This is a genomic window from Peribacillus sp. FSL R5-0717, from assembly GCF_038002945.1.
Lineage (GTDB): Bacteria > Bacillota > Bacilli > Bacillales > DSM-1321 > Peribacillus > Peribacillus frigoritolerans.
In genome coordinates this window covers 58,310-81,564 of record NZ_JBBOOF010000003.1, presented here as the reverse complement: position 1 = coordinate 81,564, position 23,255 = coordinate 58,310, and the positions used below count along the sequence as shown (strand labels likewise).

General features: G+C 43.1%; 23 protein-coding genes. 22 read left to right on the top strand and 1 reads right to left on the bottom strand.

Annotated features, from left to right (window positions below):
• Positions 1-25 precede the first annotated feature (25 nt).
• From NYE65_RS26955 to NYE65_RS26865, 19 genes are all read left to right on the top strand, one after another.
• The gene (locus NYE65_RS26955; RefSeq protein WP_187049475.1) at positions 26-1,276 is read left to right on the top strand and encodes a lactate racemase domain-containing protein; all 1,251 of its coding nucleotides are present in this window, start codon (positions 26-28) and stop codon (positions 1,274-1,276) included.
• Positions 1,277-1,340: 64 nt separating this feature from the next.
• The gene (locus tag NYE65_RS26950; protein ID WP_340862305.1) at positions 1,341-3,545 is read left to right on the top strand and encodes a dihydroxy-acid dehydratase domain-containing protein; all 2,205 of its coding nucleotides are present in this window, start codon (positions 1,341-1,343) and stop codon (positions 3,543-3,545) included.
• 61 nt (positions 3,546-3,606) lie between these two features.
• The gene (locus NYE65_RS26945) at positions 3,607-4,374 is read left to right on the top strand and encodes an IclR family transcriptional regulator (RefSeq protein WP_063593711.1); all 768 of its coding nucleotides are present in this window, start codon (positions 3,607-3,609) and stop codon (positions 4,372-4,374) included.
• 31 nt (positions 4,375-4,405) lie between these two features.
• The gene (locus NYE65_RS26940; protein ID WP_340862304.1) at positions 4,406-5,293 is read left to right on the top strand and encodes a fumarylacetoacetate hydrolase family protein; all 888 of its coding nucleotides are present in this window, start codon (positions 4,406-4,408) and stop codon (positions 5,291-5,293) included.
• Positions 5,294-5,304: 11 nt separating this feature from the next.
• Positions 5,305-5,604 (top strand): UxaA family hydrolase, encoded by a 300-nt coding sequence (locus NYE65_RS26935; protein WP_098936600.1) that lies wholly within the window; start codon positions 5,305-5,307, stop codon positions 5,602-5,604.
• A 4-nt stretch (positions 5,605-5,608) separates the two neighbouring features.
• Entirely contained in the window at positions 5,609-6,766 is a 1,158-nt protein-coding gene (locus tag NYE65_RS26930) for a UxaA family hydrolase (protein ID WP_063592552.1), read from the top strand.
• Between the two features lie 22 nt (positions 6,767-6,788).
• Positions 6,789-8,258 (top strand): alpha-ketoglutaric semialdehyde dehydrogenase GucD, encoded by a 1,470-nt coding sequence (gene gucD / locus NYE65_RS26925; RefSeq protein WP_340862303.1) that lies wholly within the window; start codon positions 6,789-6,791, stop codon positions 8,256-8,258.
• Positions 8,259-8,324: 66 nt separating this feature from the next.
• The gene (gene dgoD, locus NYE65_RS26920) at positions 8,325-9,473 is read left to right on the top strand and encodes a galactonate dehydratase (protein WP_340862302.1); all 1,149 of its coding nucleotides are present in this window, start codon (positions 8,325-8,327) and stop codon (positions 9,471-9,473) included.
• A 17-nt stretch (positions 9,474-9,490) separates the two neighbouring features.
• The gene (locus NYE65_RS26915; protein WP_328178142.1) at positions 9,491-10,402 is read left to right on the top strand and encodes a dihydrodipicolinate synthase family protein; all 912 of its coding nucleotides are present in this window, start codon (positions 9,491-9,493) and stop codon (positions 10,400-10,402) included.
• Complete coding sequence (locus NYE65_RS26910) at positions 10,399-11,346, top strand: U32 family peptidase (RefSeq protein WP_328178141.1); 948 nt, start codon at positions 10,399-10,401, stop codon at positions 11,344-11,346. Before NYE65_RS26915 ends, NYE65_RS26910 begins: the two co-directional genes overlap by 4 nt.
• Before the next feature lie 34 nt (positions 11,347-11,380).
• Positions 11,381-12,340 carry a C-terminal binding protein gene (locus NYE65_RS26905; RefSeq protein ID WP_340862301.1) on the top strand — a complete coding sequence of 320 codons (960 nt, stop codon included), beginning with the start codon at positions 11,381-11,383 and terminating at the stop codon, positions 12,338-12,340.
• 14 nt (positions 12,341-12,354) lie between these two features.
• Positions 12,355-13,218 carry a fumarylacetoacetate hydrolase family protein gene (locus NYE65_RS26900; protein ID WP_340862300.1) on the top strand — a complete coding sequence of 288 codons (864 nt, stop codon included), beginning with the start codon at positions 12,355-12,357 and terminating at the stop codon, positions 13,216-13,218.
• 21 nt (positions 13,219-13,239) lie between these two features.
• Positions 13,240-14,196 (top strand): sugar kinase, encoded by a 957-nt coding sequence (locus NYE65_RS26895; protein WP_340862299.1) that lies wholly within the window; start codon positions 13,240-13,242, stop codon positions 14,194-14,196.
• Between the two features lie 13 nt (positions 14,197-14,209).
• Positions 14,210-14,842 carry a bifunctional 4-hydroxy-2-oxoglutarate aldolase/2-dehydro-3-deoxy-phosphogluconate aldolase gene (locus NYE65_RS26890; protein WP_095679552.1) on the top strand — a complete coding sequence of 211 codons (633 nt, stop codon included), beginning with the start codon at positions 14,210-14,212 and terminating at the stop codon, positions 14,840-14,842.
• A 161-nt stretch (positions 14,843-15,003) separates the two neighbouring features.
• Positions 15,004-15,819 carry an ATP-dependent sacrificial sulfur transferase LarE gene (gene larE / locus NYE65_RS26885; RefSeq protein WP_340862298.1) on the top strand — a complete coding sequence of 272 codons (816 nt, stop codon included), beginning with the start codon at positions 15,004-15,006 and terminating at the stop codon, positions 15,817-15,819.
• Entirely contained in the window at positions 15,816-16,586 is a 771-nt protein-coding gene (gene larB, locus NYE65_RS26880; RefSeq protein ID WP_340862297.1) for a nickel pincer cofactor biosynthesis protein LarB, read from the top strand. Before larE ends, larB begins: the two co-directional genes overlap by 4 nt.
• Positions 16,567-17,469 carry a LarC family nickel insertion protein gene (locus NYE65_RS26875; protein ID WP_340862296.1) on the top strand — a complete coding sequence of 301 codons (903 nt, stop codon included), beginning with the start codon at positions 16,567-16,569 and terminating at the stop codon, positions 17,467-17,469. The genes larB and NYE65_RS26875 overlap by 20 nt, the downstream gene beginning before the upstream one ends.
• Positions 17,466-17,942: a nickel insertion protein gene (gene larC / locus NYE65_RS26870; RefSeq protein ID WP_328178134.1), complete on the top strand. Its 477-nt coding sequence runs from the start codon at positions 17,466-17,468 to the stop codon at positions 17,940-17,942. The genes NYE65_RS26875 and larC overlap by 4 nt, the downstream gene beginning before the upstream one ends.
• Positions 17,939-18,577, top strand: a complete 639-nt coding sequence (locus NYE65_RS26865) for an urease accessory protein UreH (RefSeq protein ID WP_340862295.1) — start codon at positions 17,939-17,941, stop codon at positions 18,575-18,577. The genes larC and NYE65_RS26865 overlap by 4 nt, the downstream gene beginning before the upstream one ends.
• 346 nt (positions 18,578-18,923) lie before the next feature.
• Here the strand turns inward: NYE65_RS26865 and NYE65_RS26860 are convergent, their stop codons facing one another.
• On the bottom strand, positions 18,924-19,841 hold the full coding sequence (locus NYE65_RS26860) for a DMT family transporter (protein ID WP_340862294.1): 918 nt from the start codon (positions 19,839-19,841) through the stop codon (positions 18,924-18,926).
• 386 nt (positions 19,842-20,227) lie between these two features.
• Between NYE65_RS26860 and NYE65_RS26855 the strand changes: the two genes are divergently transcribed.
• Genes NYE65_RS26855 through NYE65_RS26845 form a run of 3 tightly spaced genes read left to right on the top strand, consistent with a single transcriptional unit; the run spans position 20,228 to position 23,250 of the window.
• A complete protein-coding gene (locus NYE65_RS26855; RefSeq protein WP_328178131.1) occupies positions 20,228-21,184 on the top strand; it encodes a sugar kinase in 957 nt (318 codons plus the stop codon).
• Positions 21,185-21,210: 26 nt separating this feature from the next.
• Positions 21,211-22,221, top strand: a complete 1,011-nt coding sequence (gene allD / locus NYE65_RS26850) for an ureidoglycolate dehydrogenase (RefSeq protein WP_340862293.1) — start codon at positions 21,211-21,213, stop codon at positions 22,219-22,221.
• A 9-nt stretch (positions 22,222-22,230) separates the two neighbouring features.
• Positions 22,231-23,250 (top strand): zinc-binding alcohol dehydrogenase family protein, encoded by a 1,020-nt coding sequence (locus tag NYE65_RS26845; RefSeq protein WP_063590998.1) that lies wholly within the window; start codon positions 22,231-22,233, stop codon positions 23,248-23,250.
• The last annotated feature ends 5 nt before the right edge of the window (positions 23,251-23,255 follow it).

Below are 23,255 nucleotides of genomic sequence, written 5' to 3'. Positions count from 1 at the left end.
TCCAAAATTGTTTGGAGGAAAGAAAATGGATATTATCTCTGAACTTTTACGTGAAATCCAATTACCGAAAATGGTACAAGTGAGGCAGAAATTTCGTACAACTCAAATCGCTGATGTAGCTGGTGAGGTGAAGAAGGCGATAAAAGAAGCAGGTGTCTTATCAAGAATAAATGAAGAAGACAGGGTGGCAATTGCAGTAGGAAGCAGAGGGGTAGCGGACCTTCCTACACTAGTAAGAGAAACGGTGGCTGCCGTTAAGGAGGCGGGAGGTAATCCTTTCATCGTACCTGCAATGGGAAGCCATGGTGGTGCCACGGCGGAAGGGCAAATCGATGTGTTGCTTCAGCTGGGTATTTCAGAAGAAGCGGTTGGAGCGCCTATCAGGTCATCGATGGAAGTTATTAAACTGGATGAGTTGCCAAATGGCCTCCCTGTCTATATTGATAAACTTGCTTACGAATCCGATAAAATCATAGTCATTAATCGGATAAAACCACATACAGCATTTCGCGGACCGGTTGAAAGCGGACTTATGAAAATGATAACTATCGGTTTAGGAAAGCAAAAGGGAGCCGAAGCTGCACATGCATACAGCTTTAAGTATATGGCGGAACATGTCCCTGAAATGGCTAAGGTTTCCTTGTCAAAAGCTCCTATCATATTTGGTCTTGCGTCGATTGAAAACGCTTATGATAAACCGGCGAAAATCGTCGCAGTCCCAGCGGAGGATCTGGAGGTAGTGGAACCGGGACTGTTGCTTGAAGCAAAATCATTGATGCCGAAAATACATTTCGATTCGATGGATGTACTTATTGTAAATGAACTCGGAAAGGACATTTCGGGGGATGGAATGGACCCGAACATAACGGGTAATTTCGCCACACCATATGCTACCGGGGGGCCAGACGTTAAACGGACCGTTGTACTTGGACTTACTGAAAAAACTCACGGTAATGCGAATGGCATTGGCATGGCAGATATGACGACAAAAGCCGTCATGAATGAAATAAAATGGGAAAAAGGGTATGCCAATGCACTCACCAGCACAGTCACAGATGTAGTAAAGCTCCCGATGTTTTTGGATACGCAGGAATTGGCTGTAAAAGCTGCCATCAAAACATGCAATGCCTTCGATTTGAATAAAGTGAGAATCGTAAGAATTAAAAACACGCTTGAAATCGGTGAAATTTGGATTTCTGAAAGCATGATGGAAGAAGCTTTAAAGAATGAAGATATAGAGATCTTGTCAGACCCAGAAGACTTGGCACTGGACTAAAAATCTTCTTTACTATTTTCATAGAACGAAAGAATTGATTTGAACTCAGAAAAGGAGTGCTGAAATGACACAGCTATATCCACTAATTGATAACGAAATAAACCCTTACCGCGATAATGTACAGGGAAAAGCAAATGAACCTATTACGGTTGCAGGTCTGTTGGACCGTTCGAAGCTGACGCTAGGCACCACATATGAAGGGGGGAAGCCTGATTGGACGCTTGAAGAAATTTTTATGCGGCTCGAGAGGAATGCCCCGCGTATCGCAATAATCGGTGGTTCGTCCGATCATCCGGCCCATATAATGGATTACCAAACGTCAGCACGAGCAGCAATCCGCATTTGGCAAAACGGCGGCGTGCCGTTTCATTTCTCGACACCGGTAATGTGTGATGGCACTGCACAAAACAATCAAGGAATGAGTTACTCTCTCCAGAGCCGAAACGCGGTTGCACAAATGGTTGTCAACCAACTGGAAGCTCACAGTTATCATGGTGCATTCGTCATTCAAGGGTGTGATAAGCAGCCTCTTGGTGTTGTAAGTGCACTCGCCCATGTTGATCGTGTTCGCCGAAACCGTGGTGAAGCACCCTTTTTCGCAACATTCGCACCTGCTCACGTATTGGAAGGCGGTTCGATTCCAGCTGACGTAATTGAAGAATTGGAAACTCTGGCGAAAAATGCGGAAAGCAAAGGAGTAGCCGATGTAGCCGTAGATTTACGAGATACGATGGCATATATATTGCAATGTTCATCGAATACTGCTTTCCAGGGCGTGTTTGAACGGGCCTATGAACGAGGAATATTGACGAAGGAACAGCATAAATACTTTGAAATGAGACTTGCTGTCGCAACATGTGACGGGCAGGGAGGTGTATGTGCCTTTAATGGTACGGGGAATAGTTCACGTCATTTAGTGGCAGGCATGGGTCTCGTACATCCAGCAGTGGAGCTGTTGACCGATCCACCAACACAACGCCAGATTAACTCGGTGCTTGATAGCTTTGCCGGCATGATAAACGAAGAGCGCTACGGCGTGGCCAACATTGTCGCTGCGAACATAAAAAATGCAATCCGTATACACAGCGCATCGGGTGGTTCTACTAACTTAATGATGCATATTGTCGCAGGCATGCTTTATGCAGGATTCAAATTCAGTTTATGGGACCTTGACCGCATTCATCATTCACATCCAATTCCTGACTTATTTGATTACAGTTTGACAGAAGGAAGGGACATTTATTCACTTGCGATGCAGTGTTGCAGCGGGAAAAGCAGAGGAATGGAAACACTTTTTCATGAACTTATTGAGAATGGTGTACCAATGGATCAGGATGCGCCGACTGTCGCAGCAAAAACTTGGAAAGAACGTCTTTCGATCACAAATAGCCTAAAAGCAGTTAATGTTAAGAAAAATCAGGTCATTTTATCCAATCCACGACGTGGATTCAGCGGTGTTGATGTATTAAAAGGAAACTTCTTTGAAAGCGCCGTTGTAAAAATCAGCGGAATGCCGACACCACAGCTTGACCAATTCGACGATAAGCTTGCATTTGTCCTTTATTACGAAAATGAAGATGATGCAAATAAAAGCCTGCTCGATTCAAATCTGCTTTCAAAAATAAAAGAGCAAAAGCTTTTCGAACATAATCTATTGCTAGAATCTCTTAAATACAACAATGAGTCGGAATGGTCTCTTCTAAAAACCGCTACCTATGGGGAATTATTTGACAGGATGGTTGAAGCCGGCACATTGAAAATTGCGGTTATTATCTCAGGGCAGGGGCCAGTGGCATTCGGAATGCCGGAAATGTTTACACCAATGCAACACATCAATGCAAATCGTGTTATGAAAAAAATCGCTACAATCATTAGCGACGGCCGCTATTCAGGAGTCACATATGGAGCTGCCATAGGGCATATGACACCGGAAGCGTATGAAGGTGGCGGCATAGGTTTACTTAAATCAGGGGATGTAATTCACCTTCAGCTTCGTGATCGACGAATTGATTTTGTAGATTCTACTAAACTTCATTCTGGAAAGGTTATTCATGATTTTGCGGATCATTTTAAAGAAGAAAGACAATCATTGGCAGCTGAACGCAAGCAGCGGATGAAAGTTAGACAGAAAATGGTTGCGGCAAGCAACAGGATGTTTGGGCATACAGATGCAGCAAATGGTGTTGTTCCAATCGCTGTCATTGAGGATGCGGTACTTGATTATGAACAAGATATTATAATCCATGAAAAAAAAGTAGAAATAAAGTGAGGTATGCTCGTCATAAATCCGATAAGATAAAGGTAGACAGAATGAAAAGGAGTGAGGAACGATGCCTATCATCCAATCGGTGGAGCGTGCCTTGAAAATATTGGATTTATTTGATGAGCGTGAGCGTGAACTAACTATCACAGAGATAAGTAAGAGAATGAATTTACATAAAAGTACGGTTCATTCACTATTAAAAACCTTACAGGAGCATCACTATATTTCACAAGGCGAAGAAAATGGAAAATACTCGCTAGGATTAAAGCTATTGGAGAGGGGAAGCGTTGTTGTGACCCATCTCGATTTGCGCAATGTAGCAAGAAAACATCTTGAAGGGCTTTCAGCAACAACGAATTTGACGCTGCACCTTGTCATATTGGACGGGCAGGAAGGTGTCTATGTCGATAAAGTTGAAGGTACTGGGGTAACGGTCCTGTATTCCCGTATTGGCCGTCGTGTTCCGATTCATACAAGTGCAGTTGGCAAATCTCTTGTTGCAACCAAAACGGATAGTGAACTGGATTTGCTCTTGGACGGCTATGATTATACGGGACCGACAGAAAAATCGATTAGATCCAAGGAACAGTTTTTAGCCGAAATCGAAAAAGCACGCATTAATGGTTATTCAATGGATAATGAAGAAAATGAACCGGGCATTTTCTGTCTTGCCGTACCGATAAGAGATTATTCAGGAAAGGTAATCGCTGCAATGAGTGTATCGATGCCTGCTTCGAAAGTAAACGAAGAAACACATGAGTATTATGTACGTCTCTTAAAGGAATGCAGCAGTAAAATTTCGCAGGAGCTCGGTTATGAATATCAAAAAATATAAAAAAAGGTTTGCCCTAAGGAGGAACTAGCAAATGAGAATTATTCGCTATGTACATGAAAACAAAAAACAACTTGCTGCCGTGACAAACGAAAACAATGTGGTGGACCTTCCATTTACTGATTTTATGTCGTTGATTACAACGGCACGCCATGAAAACAGAACGCCGTTTGATATTGTAAAACAAATTGTCGCTGAAGGGAAAAAACTGCCATTGGAAGGTCTTCAATTAACAACGCCTATCGACGCACCGGAAGTATGGGCATCTGGCGTTACGTATAAAAAAAGCAAGGAAGCACGCAACTACGAAGCTACGCAAGGAAAGCTGGACCGCCAAACTTACTATGACAAAGTTTATGATGCAGAGCGTCCTGAGATTTTCTTTAAATCAACTGCAGCAAGAACTGTAGGACCGAATGACCCGGTATATTTGCGTTCAGATTCAAAATGGCAAATTCCGGAGCCGGAGCTTGGTCTTGTCATCGATAAAAAGGGAACGGTGCTCGGATATATCGCAGGTAATGACATGAGCTGCCGTGATATTGAAGGTGAAAACCCGCTTTATCTCCCACAGGCAAAAGTATGGAAAAACTCTTGTTCCATTGGACCGGCCATCTTGTTAAAAGAGGCTGTTCCAGATCCATACGAGCTTAAAATCATGTGCCGGATTTTTCGAAATGAAGAAAAAGTATTTGAAGGTGAAGCGAAAGTAAACCAACTGAAACGAAAATTGGAAGAGCTCGTCGACTATTTAGTCTTAGATAATACTGTATTTGACGGATCCGTTTTACTTACAGGTACTTGCGTGGTTCCGCCAAATGAATTTACATTGAAAGGCGATGACCGGATTGAAATCGAAATACCAGGGATAGGGGTATTAAACAACCCGGTTATCCAAAGTAAAGCAGTTCAAACCATTTAAGGGGTGACAAAATGAGCGAGTATAAAACACTTTACTTAAGTAGGGAAGATAGTGTAGCTGTCGCTTTATCCGAAATCCCTGCAAACACATCAGTAGTTGTGAAGTCAGACCTTGAAGAACTTGTCGTACCCATTCTTGAACCGATCCGTTTTGGACATAAGTTCGCAGTCAAGGCCATCAACCAAGGAGAAGACATAATTAAATATGGGGAAGTCATAGGTGCAGCCTCAGCTTCTATTCCCGCTGGTGCACATGTTCATGTACACAATTTAGAAGGCAAAAGAGGAAGGGGTGACAAAATTGCTGAATGAAAAAATGCAGTTTTGGGGCTACCGCCGTCCGGATGGCCGCGTCGGTGTACGGAATCATGTACTGATTTTGCCAACGATAACATGTGCAACTCAAACAGCTCAGCGCGTCACAGAATTGGTGAGTGGGACCGTCACATTCATTCATCAGCATGGCTGTGCGCAAGTGGGCACTGATTATGATCAAACGGCCCGAACCTATGCGGGAATGGGCATGAATCCAAATGTATATGGTGTCATAGTACTCGGACTTGGCTGTGAAACACATCAGGCGCACCGTATTGGGGATGAAATTGCCAAATGCGGTAAACCAGTGAAAACTGTATCGATCCAGGATCATGGAGGCACTCTTCAAACCATTGCCGAAGTATCTAAAATCGCAGTCAAAATGGTCCAGGATGCCTCGATGGTGCAACGGGAATTATGTGATTTTAGCGAGCTGATTGTCGGCACAGAATGCGGTGGGTCGGATGCATGCTCCGGCTTATCGGCGAACCCGGCAGTCGGACGTACTAGCGATTTGGTAGTTCAGCAAGGGGGAACCGCAATATTAGCGGAAACGACTGAACTCATCGGTGCAGAGCATTTGATCGCAAACAGGGCGGCAAATGACCAGGTAGCAAAAAAAGCGTATGCGGTTATTAAAATGATGGAAGACCGCTCGATTCAAATGGGCGTAGACATCCGCACCGGAAATCCAAGTCCGGGAAACATTGAGGGAGGTCTCAGCTCACTAGAAGAAAAATCCCTGGGGGCAGCGACAAAATCAGGTACAACCAGATTGGAAGAAGTCATTGATTATGCCCAGGTACCCACAAAAAAAGGACTTGTATGGATGGATACGCCTGGCCATGACATTGAGCAATTGACGGGAATGGTCGCAGGCGGTGCCCAAATCGTTCTCTTTACAAGTGGAAGAGGCACGCCGACTGGTTCTCCTATTTCACCCGTCATAAAAATCTCGACTAATACACCAATGTTTGACAGGATGAATGAAAATATGGATTTAAATGCTGGTACGATCGTTGATGGTTTAGAAACCGTTGATGAAGTGGGCAGGCGCATCATGGAAGAAATTCAACATGTTTCTAACGGGAAACTAACAAAAGCGGAGATATTAAAGCAGCATGACTTTGGTATTTGGAGAATTGGACCGACATTCTAAAACGTAAAAGGAGCTAAAGACTATGATATCAACTACATTTGTAACGAAAACATATAAAAATTTCATTAATAATGAGTGGGTGAATGCATCTTCTGGAAATACAATCCAAAGTATTAATCCTGCAGACAAAGAGCCGGTTGGCTACGTACAAAGCTCAACCGAAGAAGACTTGAATAAAGCTGTAGCCGCAGCGCATAAGGCAAAAAGGGATTGGCGCAGGCTCGGGCAATCTGCACGTGGGCAAATCCTTTTCAAAACGGCCAATATATTGGAAGAAAATCTAGATGAAATTGCCGAAACCATGACTCGCGAAATGGGTAAAACGTTACCTGAAGCAAGGGGTGAAACGGCACGGGGTGTTGCAATCCTGCGTTACTATGCTGGGGAAGGAATGCGGAAAGACGGCGATGTAATACCATCATCCGATAAAGATGCCCTAATGTTCACGAAACGCAGCCCACTAGGTGTTGTCGGGATAATCACGCCATGGAACTTCCCGGTAGCAATTCCCATCTGGAAAATGGCTCCTGCTCTTGTATATGGCAACTCAATCGTATGGAAACCGGCTACGGAGGGAGCCGTTACTGCAGCGAAAGTCATGGAATGCTTCACAAAAGCAGGCTTCCCGGAGGGCGTAATGAACTTCATTACCGGTAAGGGGTCGATCATCGGTCAAGGACTCATCGATCATCCGCTTTTAAATGCGATCACATTTACCGGTTCTGAATGTGTCGGTCAGAGCGTCGCAAAATCAGCTTCCGCCCGCGGCATAAAATATCAGCTTGAAATGGGTGGCAAGAATCCAGTCATCGTAACGAAAGATGCAAACATCGACCAAGCTGTCGAGGCGGTCATCAGCGGTGGATTTCGTTCTTCCGGCCAAAAATGCACAGCTTCAAGCCGTGTTGTCGTTGAATCGTCAGTCTATGATGAATTCAAACAAAAACTGGTAAAGGCAGCAGCGAAAATTACAGTGGGCAACGGTCTTCAAGAGGGTATTTGGATGGGCCCATGTGCAAGTGAAAGCCAGTTCAAAACGGTGACAGAGTACATTGAAAAAGGCAAGCAGGAGGGAGCAAAACTCATACATGGCGGGGAGATATTAACTGGCGGAGACTATGATAGGGGCTTTTTCATCACACCAGCGATTTTTGAAGACGTGACGTCCGAAATGGAGATTGCACAGGCAGAAATTTTTGGACCAGTTATCGCGCTTATGAAAGCAACCGATTTGGTCGAAGCGATTGACTTGGCAAATAATACGAAGTACGGATTGAGTGCATCAATCTTCACATCAAATATTAGTTCAATTTTGGAATTCATCGATGAAATTGAAGCAGGTCTTGTCCGCATTAACGCAGAAAGCGCGGGCGTAGAGCTGCAAGCCCCGTTCGGAGGCATGAAGGCATCAAGCACGGGTTCGCGAGAGCAAGGTGAAGCGGCGAAAGAATTTTATACAGCCATAAAAACGGTTTTTATTAAAGGTTCTTAACAATTCAAGGGAGGTTTCCATTTTTGAAAAACTCTCTTTCTTCAAAAAAACATTGCGAGGTGCTTGATGAAAATCATAAAAATTTCTTTATACAAAGTTCCGCCCCGCTGGCTGTTTTTAAAAATCGATACGGATGAAGGCATTTCCGGATGGGGAGAGCCTGTCGTGGAAGGCCGTGCTGAAACTGTTAAAGCAGCAGTTAACGAACTGACTGATTATTTGATCGGGAGAAATCCGAACGACATTGAAGATATCTGGCAAACGCTTTATAGAGGTGGATTTTACCGAGGGGGCCCCATTTTAATGAGCGCCATTTCCGGAATTGAGCAGGCACTATGGGATATAAAAGGAAAATACTTCGATATTCCTGTATACCAAATGCTCGGCGGCAAAGCACGTCAAAAAATTAAAGTTTACTCATGGGTCGGAGGAGATAGACCGGTGGATGTAGTAGCTGCCGCACTAGGAAAACAGAAAGAAGGCTTCCTTGCAGTCAAAATGAACGCATCAGAAGAAATGAATTATATAGATAGCTTTTCAAAAGTAGAAGCGGTCATCGAACGGGTTGCTTCAATCAGGGAAGCGGTTGGCAAAGACTTTGGCATCGGTGTGGATTTTCATGGGAGGATTCATAAAACGATGGCAAAAGCAATTGTAAAAGAACTAGAACCTTACCGTCCCATGTTCATTGAAGAACCGGTGCTCCCGGAAAACAATGAAGCACTTCGTGAGATTGCCTGGCATACCACATGTCCGATTGCGACGGGAGAAAGGATGTATACGCGGTGGGGCTTTAAGCAGCTACTTCAAGATGGTTATGTCGATATAATTCAGCCAGATCTATCTCATACAGGTGGTATTTTAGAAGGGAAAAAAATTGCTGCCATGGCAGAAGCGTATGATGTAGCCATTGCGCCGCACTGCCCGCTCGGTCCGATGACACTCGCTTCATCCATTCATTTGGACGCAACGACGCCGAATTTCATTATTCAAGAGCAAAGCCTTGGTATTCATTACAACGAAGGCATGGACATTCTCGATTATATGAAAAATCCAGAATTATTCGACTATGAAGATGGTTATGTGAACATTCCGGATAAACCGGGCCTTGGTGTGGAAATCGATGAGGAAAAAGTGATGCAGGCAGCAGAGACCGGACATGATTGGAAAAACCCAATTTGGCGTAATGAAGACGGGAGTATCGCTGAATGGTAATAAAAGGAGGGAAAACAATGAACTTTCATGGCATCATTCCACCGGTAGTCACCTTATTTGATGAAACGGGGAACTTGGATTTGGAGTTGAACAGAAGGTATATCGACCTATTAATCTCACGGAATATTGACGGTATTTTGTTGATGGGCAGTTCAGGTGAGTTCTCCTCACTTACGACTGAAGAAAGGAAATTATATGTACGCGAAATGTTAAAGTACATTAACGGAAGAGTGCCTGTTATGGTCGGAGTCGGGCATACCGCATTAAAAGAGGTGCAAGAACTGACTTCATATGCAGAAGAGCATGGAGCGAACGGCATTCTCGTAGTCAATCCATATTACTGGAAGCTGTCTGACGAGCAATTATACCGACATTTTTCCAGCGTGGCGAACCATACTAATCTGCAAGTTTTCATTTATAATATCCCGCTCTTGACAGGTCAAAACTTATCCATCGAGCTGATTAAAAAATTAGCCGAAGATCAATCAAACATAGCAGGTATTAAAGAGACGGTCAGTGATTTCGGCCACCTTCGTCAAGTGCTGGCGGAAGTGAAGAAAGTTCGCAGTGATTTCAAAGTCTTCTCCGCTTTTGACGAGCATTTGCTTCCGGCCCAAATGATTGGTGCAGATGGAAGCATAAATGGAAGCGCTGTCTTTGCACCGGAAATTTCCGTTGATTTATATCAATCATTTCATAAAGGAGATTTTGAAAGAGCACAGAAAAATCATCAAGTGATTTCAACACTGATGGATGTGTACAATTACGGTCCGACATTTTTTACAGCTATGAAGGAAGCTGTTCATCAGCGCTGGTTTGACGTTGCTGCTGGTCACCGTGCCCCATGCGATGTATACCCTGCTGATTTAAGTGACAAAGTAGCTGCTCTCTTAAAAAATATTGATATGAAAGAAGGCGTCCAAAAATGAAAGAATCACGCGACTTACTCGAAACGTTAGGCTACCCATCAACTGATCTTAAAGAACTTCCAACATCAACGAAAACATTTCCGGACGGTGCTCAATACCGCATTGAACTGCCAAGTGTAGAAGGTCCAGCGGCCCTAAAAGAAACATTGAAAGAAATTGACCGACTCGGTTTGACTATTCACCGGATATCCCAGGGCAGCGGCATCATGCTTCAAACGGATGAAGAAATTAAAGAAATGTGTGAAATGACAGCAGAGCGCGGCATGGAGCTCAGTTTGTTTGTCGGTCCCAGGGGTTCTTGGGATGTCAGTGCGGGACCGCTTACGCCAGGAGGTAAATCTCAGGGAATCCGCCATGAAGGATCGGACCAGCTTGTTTATGCCATGGAAGACTTGAAAAGAGGAGCTGCACTTGGTCTTCGCGGTGCGTTAGTTGCGGATGAAGGACTCCTACTTTTAACGAAAGAAATGAAAAAATACGGACAGCTTCCGGAAGACTTTGTTGTTAAAGTATCGGTTCAAATGGGTTCAGCCAATCCAGTATCCGTTAAATTAATGGAAGACATCGGAGCGGATACCTACAACGTGCCACCTGCATTAACGCTGTCCAAACTTGCAGCGATCCGACAATCAATAAACATTCCCATTGATTTATATGTTGAAGTTCCTGATACTTTTGGAGGCTTTCTTCGCTATTATGAAATACCGGAAATTATCCGTGTATTGGCGCCTGTATACATTAAATTTGGTCTGCGTAATCACCCTGATGTATACCCTTCAGGGAAGCAATGGGAAAATACGAACATCTCACTTGCTCAAGAACGTGTACGCCGTGCTGCAATTGGTATTCAAATGATCGAACGATACTATCCTGAAGCAAAAACATCGAAACTTGGTGCAGAAGGGCTCGGTATTGCAAAAATTGAAAAGGCAGCAGCGAAATAGATGTCTGGTCTTACTATAAAGGAGTGGAGCCCGAATGACCTTTAAAATATTATTAACGGATTACGAATTTGAACATTTGAAATATGAAGAAGAGATTTTTCAAGAAAGCGGTCTGGATATCAATTTCATCAAAGCGCAATGCAAAACTGAAGAGGAAGTAATGGAGCATGCAAAAGAAGTGGATGCAATTTTAAATCAATATGCTCCTATCTCAAGACGAGTCATCGAGTCGCTCGAAAACACGAAAATCATTTCCCGCTATGGTGTTGGCGTCAATACAATTGATCTCGATGCCGCTAAGGAAAAGGGGATTACTGTCGCCAATGTACCGGATTATGGCATGGAAGAAGTATCGAATCATGCATTGGCACTTTTACTTTCTTCGGCGCGGAAAGTGACTCTGTTAAACAAGGAAGTGAAAAAAGGTAACTGGGACTTTAAAGTGTGTGTCCCGATTCATCGCTTTGACAAGCAAACTGTTGGGGTTCTTGGCTTTGGACGGATTCCGCGCCGTTTCATTGAAAAGGTGAAACCGCTCGGCTTTAAAACCGCTGCTTACGATCCTTTCGTATCGGCTGCAGACATGGCTGCTGTCGGGGTTCAAAAAATGGATCTCGACGAAATTATAGGCGAAGCCGATTATTTGTCGATCCATGTGCCCTTAATTGATGATACATACCACCTGATCAATGAGGAGCGCCTTAAACAGATGAAGAGTAACGCGGTCATCATTAACACGGCACGCGGACCGATAATCGATGAAAAAGCACTTTCCAATGCACTTGAAAAAGGGATCATTGCAGGTGCTGCACTTGATGTGACAGAAAATGAGCCGGTCAGCATCGATAGCCCGCTACTCACAATGGACAATGTCATCATTACTCCTCACAGCGCCTGGTATTCTGAGGAAGCGATGGTTGAACTTCGTCAAAAAGCAGCAAGAAATATCGTTCAGGTCTTAAAAGGGGAAAAAACACCATACGCATTAACCTAAGAAAGGGGAAAAAAATGAAAATAGCGACTTTTTCCGTGCAATCCGAACGGCACATCGGTCTAGTTCAAGATGATCAAATTATTAGCTTAACGGCTCTCGGTCCAGAAGAATTTCCTGCTTGCATGAAAAAATTTATAGAACGAGGCAGCGAGTTGCGCACACGTGCTGAACACTTAATCGAGCAACGGATAAATGAGGATGCAATATTCAAAACGTCAGAAGTGAAGATCCTGCCGCCAATCGCAAAGCCGGATAAAATCATTTGCGTAGGACTTAACTATTTTGATCATTGCAAGGAAACCGGGATGGAGCCTCCTGAATCACCGGTCATTTTTTCAAAATATGCTAATGCCATTGCCGGACATAATGATGCGATTGAAATCCCGATTAATTCAACCGAGGTCGACTTTGAAGCAGAGCTTGCTTTTGTCATTGGAAAAGAAGCGAAACGTGTGTCAGAAGAAGAGGCGGATGAATACGTCTTTGGCTACACGATTATGAATGATATCAGCGCCCGAAATTTGCAATTTCAGGACGGGCAGTGGTCAAGAGGCAAATCGGCGGACACATTTGCTCCATTTGGTCCTGTTGTCGTGACAAAAGATGAAGTGGGTGACCCCCACAATCTAGCGATTTCGCTTGAATTAAACGGTGAAATTATGCAGGATTCAAATACAAGCAACCTAATTTTTACGGTTCCGAAAATCGTTTCATTTTTATCACAGTCCATGACACTAATGCCAGGTGATTTGATTGCAACTGGCACGCCACCAGGCGTTGGAATGGGAAGGAATCCGAAAATCTGGTTGAAAAACGGTGACCGGATGAACGTCAGCATTGAGAAGATCGGTACGCTTTCTAATCACGTAATAGCATGACAAGAGAAAGAAGATGATGACATGGATGTTGTAACCATCGGAGAAACGATGACAGTGTTTACCCCGAATGAAGAAGGACCGCTTCGCCACGCCAGATCTTTTTCGATGAAGTTTGGCGGTGCTGAATCCAATGTCGCGATCGGGTTAAGCCGACTCGGTCATAGCTCACGCTGGATTAGCCGTCTCGGTGAGGATGAATTTGGCGATGCCATGCAATTGTTCATTCGCGGAGAAGGCGTTGATGTCTCTTATGTAACGAGAGACCCTGATGCGCCTACCGGAGTCTTTTTTAAAGAATTCAGACGGCTGAATGATACTCGAGTTTATTATTACCGGAAAGATTCGGCAGCTAGTAAAATGACGGCTGAATTACTATCTGATCTTGCCATCCAAGACGCCGCTTATCTCCATATTACCGGGATTACTCCTGCACTAGGGAATTCGTGTCAGTCGCTCTTGGATAAAGCGATCCGCATTGCTAAAAAAACCGAAACAAAAATCGTCTTTGATCCGAATATTCGCTTGAAAATATGGGGTGATGAAAATGAAGCACGTCACTTCATAACGAAGTACGCCTCGGAAAGTGACATCGTCATGCCTGGGGTGGCCGAAGCCGAATTTTTATTCGGTTCCCATACTCCGGAGAAATTTGCCGATCATTTTCATGAACTCGGAGTCGAAACAGTTTTGCTGAAATTGGGCAAAGAAGGCTCTTTAATTTCCGCCCCGTCTGTACCGAAAACATACGTTCCTGGATTTTATGTGGAACGGGTCGTTGATCCGATCGGTGCTGGGGATGCTTTTGCATCCGGTGTACTTTCCGGACTGCTTGATGGACTGCCGCTAGATGAAGCTGCAAGGCGTGGAAATGCCATGGGAGCAATGGCAACGATGGTAAATGGCGATGTGGAGGGTTTGCCGGACCGTGCCGACCTTGCTTTGTTCATGAGTGGCGGCGCTGATGATGTGAAGAGGTAGAAAGGTGGAAAAAATGACTAAACTTGAAGAGCTTAAACATGGGAAGCTGGTCGGCGTCATCCGCGGTGCACGCCCCAATCAAATTATACCAATCGCCCGGGCCCTGAAAGAGGGCGGCATCCGAACGCTAGAAATAACAGTGGAAACTCCCAAAGTGTGCCATTTGATTGAAAGAGTGAAAGAGGAGTTCGGTGATGATATCATAGCGGGTGCCGGTACAGTATTGGATCCTGAAACGGCCCGTGCGGTCATCATGGCAGGGGCTGAATTTATCTTTTCTCCAACTGTCAATGTCAAAACGATTAAACTGGCGAAGCGCTATGGCGTTATTAGCATCCCAGGTGCGCTCACACCAACCGAAATATTGACTGCTTATGAGCATGGAGCTGACATTATCAAAGTTTTCCCGGCAGATGCATTGGGTGTTAGCTACTTTAAAAATCTTAAAGGACCGCTTCCTCATATTCCCCTTATGCCAACTGGCGGTGTCAACCTTGACAACCTCGCGTCATTTTTTAAGGCAGGGGCCATCGCGGCGGGAGTAGGCGGTTCATTGATCAATCCTGCGAAATTGATTACAGGTGAAGATTACACCAGGCTGACAGAAACGGCAAAAAAATTCTCGGCTATCGTACAAAAAAGCTAAAGCCGTCCAGCGCTTATATGAATATCATTTCAATAAGCGCTGGGAATGAAAGTACGACTGCTTTATTTCATCCTTTTCAATTTTTTTGTAGTTCATCAAGGGTGTGATAATGCTGGTGTGCAGTGGGTAAATTCAGATAAATCAGAAAGGGGAAAAGTGATATGTTACTAGAAAAGTACAGAACTCTGCAGGATATTCTTCAAAAAATGGAGTCGGTTGTGGTCGCTTTTTCAGGAGGGGTGGACAGCACGTTTTTGCTAAAAGTCGCTATTGATACTCTGGGTTATGATAATGTGTTAGCCATTACAGCGGATTCGGAAACCTATCCATCGAGTGAGTTGAAAGAAGCCATTATGCTTTCAAAATGGATTGGTGCCAACCATCGTGTCATTCAAACTTCGGAGTTGGCCATTCCTGGATATAAAGAAAACAATCAGAATCGCTGTTACTTTTGTAAAAGTAGTTTATTTGACCACCTGCTTCCTATTCTTGAAGAATATGAATTTAATAATATTATTTATGGAGTTATCGCTGATGATGCTAACGAATTTCGTCCAGGAATGAAAGCAGCTAAAGAAAAAGGAATCAGGGGACCACTTCTAGAAGCCGATTTATTCAAAGAAGAAATAAGAGTATTGTCCAAGCAAGCCGGTTTGCCAACCTGGGATAAACCGTCATTTGCTTGCCTATCCTCTCGAATAGCATATGGCGATATCATTACGAAGGAAAAATTGACCAAAGTTGATAAATCAGAGGCTTACATAAAATCACTGGATATTCATCAGGTAAGAGTCAGGACGCATGAGGATACTGCCCGAATTGAAGTTGAACCCGATGATATGCCGCGTGTGCTTCAATACCATGCGGCGATCACGAAACGGCTGAAGCAATTTGGTTATAAGTATGTATCAATGGATCTCACGGGCTATACAAGCGGAAGTATGAATATGGCGCTTAAAAAGGAAGAAATGTTATGATTGACGCTATTTTGGAGCAAGTTCAAAAGGGTTCATTGACAGTTGCGGAAGCGAAGGGAAAACTTGCATCCTATGAAAATTTAGGGTTTGTAAAAATCGATCATCATCGTAAAAGGAGACAAGGCTTTCCCGAAATCGTGTTTGGGGAAGGGAAAACAGCTGAACAAATTTTAACGATTGTCCAATCGTTGCGGACAAGGAATGATTCTGTGCTTGTGACTCGAATTTCTCGGGAAAAAGCGGTATTTGTACAAAAAGAATGTAGTGATTTTGAGTATAACGAGATTGCACGGACACTTGCTTGGGTTAGAGAAAAGCCGAAATCCGTTGATTCATATATTGCAATTGTATGCGCCGGGACATCAGATTTGTCTGTTGCTGAAGAAGCAGCCGTGACGGCCGAAACTCTTGGTATTCCTGTCAGGCGTATATACGATGTTGGCGTTGCTGGGCTTCATCGGCTCCTTGATAATATAGACGAAATAAGGGGTGCTACCGTATCAGTTTGTGTCGCGGGAATGGAAGGGGCACTACCAAGTGTGTTAGGAGGCCTTGTCACGAATCCAATTATTGCTGTGCCGACAAGTATTGGTTACGGTGCTAATTTTAACGGTTTATCGGCCCTTTTATCAATGCTCAATTCATGCGCATCTGGTGTAAGTGTGGTGAACATCGATAATGGATTTGGTGCAGCCTACAATGCAGCGATTATATACAAACTTGTACATAAAAAGGAGGTCAATTGTGATGAGGACTTTATATTTTGACTGCTTTTCCGGCATAAGCGGAGATATGGTTATTGGTGCGTTGATTGATGCAGGTGCAGACCCTGTACAAATGGAAGAAGAGTTAAAAAAGTTGAACATGGATGAAGAATATAATCTGTCATGGGGGAAGGTCGTCAAAAATGGCATTACAAGTACTAAATTTGATGTCATTCTTACCAGTAAATCAGACCAAACACATGAAGATAGCCACAGCCATGAACTAGAACACAGTCATGGACACAGTCACAGTCATGAACACGAGCACAGTCATGGACAAGACCACAGACATGGACACAGTCACAGTCATGTACACGAGCACAGTCTTGGACATGAACACAACCATAGCCATGTACCTCACAGCCATCCCGGCAGCCGTACCTACAAACAAATTGTAGAAGCTATCAATGAGGCGAACTTTAATGAATCGGTAGCTAACATGTCACTCGCCATTTTTAAGAAGATTGGTGAAGCGGAAGGGCATATACACGGGCTTCCACTGGAAAAAGTACACTTTCATGAAGTAGGGGCGGTAGATTCAATAATAGATATAATCGGAGCTGCAATTTTAATCGATCAGCTAGGTATTGAATCAGTTCAGTCATCAGCCATTCCAACGGGATCTGGACATATACATATTGATCACGGCATATATCCTGTTCCTGCACCTGCCACCCTTGAAATATTAAAGGGGGTACCCATTGCCTCAAACGATATTCGTTCTGAATTAGCAACGCCGACCGGTGCTGCCATCGCTGCGGTTTTAGCTGGAAATTTCGGCTCGCTTCCACCCATGACTGTCGAATCGATTGGCTATGGTGCGGGAACAAAAACATTCGAAAATCATCCGAACGTCCTTCGAGTTATCATAGGGGAGACTCAATGAACCGCCCGCCTGATCATGAGCATCTTGATGAACAAATGGTGAAAATGGAAGTGAATCTAGATGATATTTCTGGTGAATGGCTTGGGCATGTAATGGATTTGTTGTTTGAATCAGGAGCAAATGATGTATTTTATACGCCAATCTATATGAAAAAAAATCGACCGGGGGTGTTATTGCAGCTTCTTTGTTCACAGCAGGTGATTTCGAAAATGAAGAAGATATTATTTGCTGAAACGACGACTCTCGGGATACGCTACTATCCACTTACCGTGCACAGGCTCGAACGATCATTTTTACATGTACATACACAATGGGGAAAAGTGACGATAAAGAGAGGGTTCCATGAGGGCTTACCCATACAGCAGGCACCTGAATATGAAGATTGCCATAAAATTGCCTTACAGAACAATATACCTCTAAAAAGGGTGTATGAAGAAGTTTGGAAGTGTCTGGGGGAGGTCAAAGAGAAATGAGTTTGGTGTCGATTCTTACATTAGGATTCCTATTGGGGATAAAGCATTCGTTAGAACCGGATCATGTTATTGCCGTAGCAACGACGGCAGGAAACACGAAAAAATTATCCCGTTCCACTCTAACGGGGGTGTATTGGGGGATAGGCCATACAAGTACGCTGTTTCTTTTAGGTGTGCTATTCATTTGGATGAAGGGGGAAATTCCAGAGTCGTTAAGCATGACACTGGAATTCGGCGTTGGCATTATGCTTGTTATGCTAGGGGCGAGAAGTTTATTTAAAGCACGCCCTGATATTAAGAACGAGAAAGATAGATTTCGTCCTTATTTGGTGTCTGCTTTAATTGGTTTCGTCCATGGTCTCGCGGGCAGTGCCGCAATGGTCATTTTAACGATGTCGACCGTAACCGGTATTGGCGAGGGATCTATCTATATCATTATATTTGGCGCAGGGACAATTATTGGCATGCTGTGCTTTACTACCATTCTAGGCATACCGTTTGCTTTGAATGGGAAGGACATCGTTTTAAACCGAATCTTCATCAAAATGGCGGGAGCTATAAGTTTTGCATTCGGAATTTATTATATATACAAATTGGGTGTAACAGAAGGCTTGTTTGCGCTCTGGGCTAGTTGATTTATTTTATAAGCATGATATTTGACTGTCTAAAACGAATAGTCAGTCTTTTTTATTATATAAGTTCATCAAACCAAGCTTGATTCCTCAGAAAGAAAAGGCTACAACCGACAATAAGCTTGTCTTTACAGGAACACTTCAATGGACATGTTCAAGCAAATTTCTGGGTATATTGTAACAGATATGAATCCCTAATTATTATTCTGTAGTTATTTGTAGTTGAAAGAAGGGATGGACAATAAAAATAAGACCCCATGACACTGCCATTTTTATAAGAATGGCAGTGTCGTAGGATCTGTTATCATGTTACATAGAAAGTCACGAAATCTAGGTTCTGCTCCGGCTGCTAGGCAGATAAACGTTTATTTTTCCTTTGGAGAATCCATATTTCAATTGCACCAGAGCCAAGCAATACTCCTGAAACAATGAAGATAAGTCCGATGAAATGTGCAGGCACAAGGGATTCATTAAGGAAAAATGCTGCCCCTAACAAAGAGAATAAGGTGTTTAAGTTAAGAAATATGGATGATTCGGCTGCGCCTACCTTACCAATGGCATAATTATAGCTCATGTGCCCGAGGGCGGTGGCAAAAATAGCGGAGAAAAAGAAAGCTCCCCAGATGGATGGCGGTGCGGTTGCCAGGGAAGATAAGCCCTCTGGTTCCTTCCATAAGCTGATGGCAAAAAGAATAAAAGACCCGATCAGCATCATGTAGCCGGTTAATAATCGTGGATCCATTGTTTTTGAGGCTTTATTAATGAGGATGAAACTCAATGCCTGTGAAAGAATGGAAAGCAAAATATCCACATCCCCAAGATTAATAGAATGAAGTCCTCCGCTTCCTGCCATGACGGTAAAACTCACACCCAGGGAACCGCATATAAAGCCGAGCAGCTTGATTAACGTAGGTTTTTTTCGAAAGAAAATCATGGTCAAAATGACAGTCAATATTGGCCCCATGCCCAAAATCAATCCAGCATTCGAGGCGGAAGTCTTCGTCAATCCCTCAGCTAAAAAATAATGATGAAAAACGACACTCAAAAGTGCTCCTCCAAAAACGTAAAAAAGTTCACTTTTTTTAGGAAGGCGTATTAGTCCAAAGAAGAAAAGGATAATAATGACGATAAGAGAAGCAGTAAAAATTCTCAAAGATGTTATCGTTACGGGCTGCGTATGCGCAACTAAAATTTTAATAACTGAGACATTTAACCCCCATGTAATCATTATTCCGGTAAGTAAGATGTATATTTTCAAAAAACTCATTCCAAACAACCTTTCAAACTTATTTAACAATTGATATATTATACAACTTTCTCCCAAATTAATAGCAAAGAGTAAATTTGATCGAAAAAAATCTGAAACTGTCAATCATTTAAAGATGAAACAGTTCTTGTTCGTTTTCCATAATATGGTTTTTTATCGTAAATTTAGCTGAAATATCATATGAAATAGTATGGAATAAAAATAAAATTACAAATTATCAAACTTTTCTATTGTTTTTGATAGGGTTTTCATTTACAATTTCCTTATGATTTACCAAACCGGTTTAGTAAATAACTAAATCGATTTAGCAAATAAGCATAATGAAAGTGATATGATCAAATGTTTTTGTTTCCATTTGTGAATGTTCGCAAGAAGGAGGTACTGTATTGTCATCAAAATATGGTGTTTTAACGCTGGGCGACGCCATGATAACGCTAAATCCGGAAGAGACAGGACCTTTAAGATTCGTTAACCGTTTTGAGCGAAAAGTAGGAGGCGCTGAACTGAATTTTGCGATTGGCTGTGCAAGGCTAGGCTTGCGGTCAAAATGGATAAGCCGTTTAGGCAAGGATGAGTTCGGTAAAGTTATTTATAATTTCGCTCGTGGGGAAGGCGTGGACATGAGTGATGTGGCCTATGTAAATGGATATCCAACATCTCTTAACTTTAAAGAAATTCGGGAAGATGGTTCCGGAAAGACATTTTATTACCGCTATCAATCTCCCATTTTAACTTTAAAGCCTGGAGATATAACAGAGAAGATGTTTGAAGGGATTGATATAGTCCACCTTACTGGAGTATTTTTGGCTATAGATCCGAAAAATGTCAACATTGCCAAGAGGGTAATGGAAATTGCAAAACAAAAAAATATACCTGTTTCTTTTGATCCGAATATCCGCTTAAAGCTATGGTCCATCGAGGAAGCAAGATCAGTTTACTATGATATTTTTCCATATGTTGATATTTTGCTTACAGGTTTAGATGAAATAAGGTTGATCATCGGTACTGACTCAAAAGAATCTTTGGGTGAATTCGCGAAGGTGAATGCTATTGATCAGCTTGTCATTAAGGACGGGAAACAAGGGTCAAAACTATATACCAAAAGTGAATGGCATGAAAAAGAAGCTTTCCCTGTAATACCTGTAGATACAGTTGGTGCGGGAGATGGTTATGATGCCGGTTATATTTACGGATACCTTAATGGTTTATCAATTGATGAAAGATTGGCATTCGCAAATGGTGTAGGAGCACTTGTCACCACTGTTGCAGGGGACAATGAAGGATTACCATATTTGGATGAAGTAATGCCTTTCATACAGAATGAGATTGTAATAGAAAGATAGTAGGCTGAAAGAAATGGGGAGAGAAAATGGCAACAGTAACGATACAAGCCGAGGAAGCAAAACGATTAGTTATAAAGCAGCTGACCAAAGTGGGTTTGAATGAAGAAACTGCCGGGAAAATTGCGGAAGTATTGGTTCATGCTGATCTCAGAAATGTCAATTCCCATGGTGTTTTGCGAACAGAGCATTATGTGAACCGTTTACAGGCAGGGGGTATAAATCCCGAAGCCCAGATTTCCTTCCAAAAGACAGGGCCCGTTACCGGTGTAGTTGATGGAGATGATGGATTTGGGCATGTGATCAGCGACGTAGCCATGGACCATGCAATCGATATGGCGAGAGAAAGTGGCGTGGGCATGGTGACTGTTTTTAATAGCAGCCATTGCGGAGCACTAAGTTATTTTGTTCAAAAAGCCGCTGATGCAAAGTTGATTGGCATCGCGATGTCACATACCGATAAAATTGTGGTCCCGTTCGGGGGAAAAACATCATTTCTTGGTACCAACCCAATCGCTTACGGAGTTCCTGCCAAAAAGAAGAAACCCTATATTCTTGATATGGCTACATCCAATGTTGCATGGGGGAAAATACTCCAGGCACGCGAAGAAGGAAAGGAAATCCCTGAAGGATGGGGTGTCGATGAAAATGGAGCTGCAGTCACGGATCCGAATAAAGTCGTTTCCCTTTCCACTTTCGGAGGCCCGAAAGGCTATGGTCTATCGTTAATTGTAGATGTGTTTTCTGGATTATTGGCCGGTGCGGCATTTGGCCCGCACATTGGGAAAATGTATGAAGATCTTGATAAGAAACGGAAGCTGGGGCATTATTTTTGTGTAATTAATCCTTCATTCTTTACTGATACTGATATATTTTTAGAGCAAATGGATCAAATGATTGAAGAGCTGAAACAGGTTGAACCTGCTCCAGGGTTCGATCGCGTATATGTACCGGGTGAGATTGAACAGATCAATGAAGAAAAAAACCTGAAACATGGTATTACGATAGCATCAAGTGTTTATGAATTTCTTACAAAGTAGGTGGGAGAAATGAAAGCGGTTCAAGTACGGAAAGCTCATGAACTTATCATACAAGAAGTGGAAAAACCACGGATTTCGAACTCGACGGATGTCCTTGTAAAAGTAAAAAGAGTCGGGATTTGTGGTTCGGATATGCATATTTACCATGGTACGAATCCTCTTGCTACGCTGCCGCGAGTCGTCGGGCATGAAGTAGCGGGAGAAGTTGTGGAGATTGGACAAGGCGTCGTGGGCATAAAAGTTGGGGACCATGTTGTTATTGAGCCCATCAGTTACTGCGGGAAGTGTTACGCCTGCCGCAAAGGCCGCCAAAATGTTTGTGAAAAACTGTCCGTTTTTGGCGTACATGAAGATGGTGGTATGAGAGAATGGTTCGTCCTTCCCGAGAAACAATTACATGTTGTGGATTCCGCGTTGGCTTGGGAAGAAATAGTATTGGCTGAGCCATATACAATCGGAGCACAGGCCGTTTGGAGAGGTGAAGTGGAGGAAGGGGAAACAGTGCTTATCCAGGGAGCTGGGCCTATTGGGATTTGCATATTAAAGATGGCAAAGCTTCAAGGAGCATCAGTGATGATCACGGATTTAAGTGAGGAACGTTTGGAATTCGCTAAAGAAAGCGGCGCTGATATCATTGTCCATGCGGGAAAAGAAGATGTTCAAAAACGAGTGGAAGAATGGACGAATGGAGAAGGTGCCAACGTCGTCATTGATGCAGTATGCTTGCCGATGACATTTGAATTGTCCTTTGATGTCGTATCAACGGCGGGCCGGATTGTCGTACTCGGTTTTGATGAACGGCCTGCATCAGTTTCCCAACTGCCAATCACTAAAAAGGAAGTCTCGGTTAAAGGATCTAGGTTGCAAACCAATCAGTTCCCAAAAGTAGTTAAACTTTTAAACGAAGGAAAACTCAGACAAGAAGGTTTAATTACCCATACATTTTCGCTGGATGATATCCAGGAAGCATTTAATTTTGTGGAAAATCATCCCGAACAAGTACGAAAAGCGATCATCGTTTTTAATTAAAGGGG